At 38.2% G+C, this 3,990-nt stretch carries 5 protein-coding genes; 1 reads left to right on the plus strand and 4 read right to left on the minus strand.

The annotated features are described in order from the left end of the window. Nucleotides 1-153 precede the first annotated feature (153 nt). Nucleotides 154-1,323, plus strand: coding sequence for an MFS transporter (locus CXF64_RS09155; RefSeq protein WP_101216863.1), 1,170 nt, complete (start codon nt 154-156; stop codon nt 1,321-1,323). Here the strand turns inward: CXF64_RS09155 and CXF64_RS09160 are convergent. The 4 genes from CXF64_RS09160 to CXF64_RS09175 form a co-directional block, all read right to left on the minus strand. Further along, nucleotides 1,320-1,835 (minus strand): M23 family metallopeptidase, encoded by a 516-nt coding sequence (locus tag CXF64_RS09160; RefSeq protein WP_101216864.1) that lies wholly within the window; start codon nt 1,833-1,835, stop codon nt 1,320-1,322. The genes CXF64_RS09155 and CXF64_RS09160 overlap by 4 nt on opposite strands. Nucleotides 1,836-1,924: 89 nt before the next feature. Beyond that, nucleotides 1,925-2,194: a YrhK family protein gene (locus CXF64_RS09165; protein WP_101163013.1), complete on the minus strand. Its 270-nt coding sequence runs from the start codon at nt 2,192-2,194 to the stop codon at nt 1,925-1,927. Between the two features lie 202 nt (nt 2,195-2,396). After that, complete coding sequence (locus CXF64_RS09170; protein ID WP_101163014.1) at nt 2,397-3,737, minus strand: SPFH domain-containing protein; 1,341 nt, start codon at nt 3,735-3,737, stop codon at nt 2,397-2,399. Continuing rightward, a partial coding sequence (locus tag CXF64_RS09175) for a methanolan biosynthesis protein EpsI (protein ID WP_101216865.1) occupies nt 3,730-3,990 on the minus strand: 261 nt, incomplete at its 5' end. The genes CXF64_RS09175 and CXF64_RS09170, both read right to left, overlap by 8 nt.

Here is a 3,990-nt window from a genome sequence, read left to right on the forward strand (position 1 = left end):
AAAAGATCGTTTTAAAGTTTATTTATATTGTTTAATAAAATATCACTTTACTTATTTTTAATTTGGCTCTAAATTCGCGCAAATTTTATTATTAAAGTAACCTCTCAAACTCTAAAACAGTGGTTATTTACCTTCAAGAGTCGATAAACACAAATGGCCGAATCAGCCGCCACAAGCACCTCTAATAACCCTTTAGCACCCGTTATCGGGCTGTCATTTTTTGCTATCGCATCCGGCTTTTTAATGAGCCTTATTCCGCTGTCGTTACCCGCATTTAAACTCGATGAAAACCTAGCGCCTTGGCTTGCGAGCATTTTTTACTTTGGCTTACTTATTGGCGCCACCACAATAGAGCGCATTGTGGTAAAAATTGGTCATCGCTTCGCATTTATATTATTTTTAAGCTTATTAATAGCAAGCGTGCTTGCACAACTTGCACTGCCAAATACCGTTAACTGGTTAATTGCACGATTTGTAGCAGGTTTTGCTGTTGCCGGTGTGTTTGTAGTTGTTGAGTCTTGGTTATTAATGACCAACACAGCAAAGTCGCGTGCTAAACGTTTGGGCTTATACATGACCTCACTTTATGGGGGCAGCGCAGTTGGTCAGCTTGCTATAGGGCCGCTTGGCACCGAAGGTTCAACGCCTTATTTATTTGTAGCCTCGCTATTATTTTTAGCTATTTTAGCCCCTTTATTAATAACCAAAGGTCAGCCCGAAAAACAGCACCTTGAAAAACTACCACTAAAAGAAATAAAAACACTAAGCCACCCTGCAATGCTCGGATGCTTAGCATCGGGCTTATTACTGGGCCCTATTTACGGCTTAATGCCGGTTTATATTTCAGCAAAAGCTGATCAAGCTCAGTACACAGGGACACTTATGGCGGTTATTATTTTAGGCGGCATGGTCGTGCAGCCGCTTGTGAGTTACTTATCTACTCGGCTTGAAAAAAGCTTACTGATGGGTATGTTTTGTTTAGTAGGCGCAGCCGGTGCTGTGGGTATATTACAAGCAAACACTTTAGCAGGATTAATAGTGAGCTACTTAATACTAGGCGCGTGCAGCTTTGCACTTTACCCGATTGCTATAACACTTGCGTGCGACTCATTGCCAATAGCAAAAATAGTATCGGCAACTGAGGTAATGCTTTTAAGTTACAGTATTGGGTCGGTATTTGGCCCTATGCTTGCTGCCAATTTATCTGATGCATCAAACGGTATTGTGTTTTATTTAGCAGGCTGTTTAATCACTACCTGTATTTATATGTTTATTAAAAGCATTAAAAATATTCGCGCGGGTAAAACCCCAGTTGCAGGCTAATTAGTTTTTAATTTGTCGTGTGGACTCAAAAAAAACATCTTTTTCCAGCCTTGGCTTTGTGTTGTATAAAGCCATGGCATGGGCACTAACGATAAAATAGAATAATGTACATGAGGCTGTTTTCCTGCGGCATTTCCGGTATCGCCCAGTAAGCCAATTTGACTGTTTATGCTTACTACATCACCTGTACTTACCGAGTAGTCATTTAAATGTGCAAAATAATGCACGCGCCATTTAGGCCCAAGCACCGCAACTACTTTACCGCCTCGGCTTAACTCATCTGCAAATATAACAATACCGCTTGTTGAGGCAACTACGGGAGTATTTTTTGTGCCAAAAATATCAATCCCTTTATGCACACCCGACCTACCCCAAGGCTCGTACCAAAACGTGTTATGGTTCCAATCTTTACTTGTGGCACCTTGTACCGGAATCATTATTTTTTCGGGAATTAGTAAGCCTATAATTAATAAAGTAGCTATTCCAATTGCAATCCACTTAAGTACTTTCACTTTTCAATCCTTGATATTTAAATAACTTATACTGATAAATTATTAGCCATAATAACTGAACTCATCATGAGTCGTATTTATGGTTTTATTTATGGAGTTTTATTTGAATGAAATACCCGACTAACATGCACTAAGCTGATCAATTTCAAAACAGGTTTTATAAGTAATTGAGCACTGCCCGCTATAAACAACCATGTGCCACTTTCTATTAGTGAGTCATTTAAAAAGAAAAAACTGCCAATTAAAAACCACACTGCAATTAAAAAATCGTTAAACGCTCCCAGCGCTTCATATCGACGCTGAATAGTAATATGCTCTTGCCCTAAATCTAAAATAAACTGATTACTGTTCGAATCCATAACTGCTCACTATTTACCTTTTATTACCTAAATACATGTTTAATAAGTCACAAAGCTTACCTAAACAGTACAATAGCAAAATACGCACAATAAAAAACGCTGACCAATGCTTATTGGCCAGCGTTTTTATTGTTTATATAATATTTAAAGGCTAAGTATTTAAAGGCTAAGCCTCAATATTGTTTATATATTTAGTAATTATTTATTTTTTCTCTTTTTCCAAACGCTTTTTAAGACTTAATGCAGCATCGGCGGCTAATAAACGCATAAATTCAGAGCCATTACTTTGCTCGCCTTGGCCTGCGCCTATTACAATTTCAGGCACTAAACGGCTATTACCTAAGCTTGTAAATAAAGCAGTTTGAATTTTAACTTCTGCTTTTAGCGTTTCATCAAATACATACTTTGGATCAAGTGCAGCAGACTTAGCTCTTAAACGAGCCTCAGCTAAAACGTCCATACCTAATGCTTCTAAACGTTGTTGCTTTAAAATCTCTTCTTGCTCTTTTGCAAGCTCCGCTTTTACAGCCACTCGTTGCTGCGCAGAAATAATGGCATTTGCCTTAATTCGCTCAGCATCAATTTGCTCTTTTATTTTTAGCTTTTCAGATTCAGCACGTTGCTTAGCAATTGCTTGTTCACCTAAAGCCACTTCAGTACGTGCTTGTTGCTCAGCTTTTTTAAGATTTTGACGCGCTAGTGCTTCATCAGCAGCTGCTTGCTTTTGGGCTTCAAGGCGAGCATTTACTTTGCTTTCGTAGTCAATATCAATAATGCTGGCATCAACTACTGTAATACCGTAAGCGCCTAAAATAGGTGCGTTACGCAGTGTATTACCCTCATCATCCATTTTAATATTAATAGTTACGCGCTGCTGTTTACTTAAATTACCTAAATCGTCAGATTTATCGCGCTCACCCGTACTAATAATTTGTTCAGTAACAAAAATACCATTTGTTAATTGATCAGCAAAATCTTGGCTTAATTGACCATTACCACCAGAGTAATGTTGCTCTACCGACATCATACGCGCCGACGCTTTTACATTTTCAGTGGTTGCGCGCATTAATAAATTAGATATTAATGTTTCTTGTGAACCAAACTCTTCGTGTATTTTAAGTAAACCACGTAAAGCACCCGATTCAGCTGCTGGTACATTGCCTGGCAATCTAAAACGAGAAACACCTCGTGCGCCACCTGTTGTAGTGTCTAAAAATCGAATCGGAATTAACGGCACAATTGCGCTTGCTGTTGCACCAGCATCGCCCGTAAAGTTAATCGAAATTACTTTTTTATAAGCCGATGTAGTACCAAACGCTTTTAAATAAGGGCCGGCTTGATTTATTACGGTCAAGTTACCTGTAAAAGCCGATTGATGTACTAAACGCTCATCTGCTTCATTCCACGAAACAACTTGCGATGTAAGGGTTGCAATTACGGCTAATACAACAACAATTGATGAAACAACAATTACATTACGACGACCAAATCGACTCATAAATGAGTCACTTTTTACTGCTGGGACTGCTTTTTCGCTATCCATTTTTATTACTCTCCATGTTTAATTTCTTTTTAACAAAGTAAATAATTTCCTGTTCACTCAAATGTGCGCAAAAGCTACCAGAGCGATGTAACTCAACAAATGTTGCAAGGATTTCTTCTTTACCTTTAGCTGTTTTATCTTGGTTTTCTTGTGTTTGATTTTTTTCTGTTAGTTGAGTGATTAAATCATCCACTATCGTGTCTTTATCAAACAGTACGTTGTATTCCTTGGATTTTCTTACCCGACTTTTATG

This window comes from Pseudoalteromonas sp. GutCa3, from assembly GCF_002836155.1.
In the GTDB taxonomy this organism is placed as follows: Bacteria; Pseudomonadota; Gammaproteobacteria; order Enterobacterales; family Alteromonadaceae; genus Pseudoalteromonas; species Pseudoalteromonas arctica.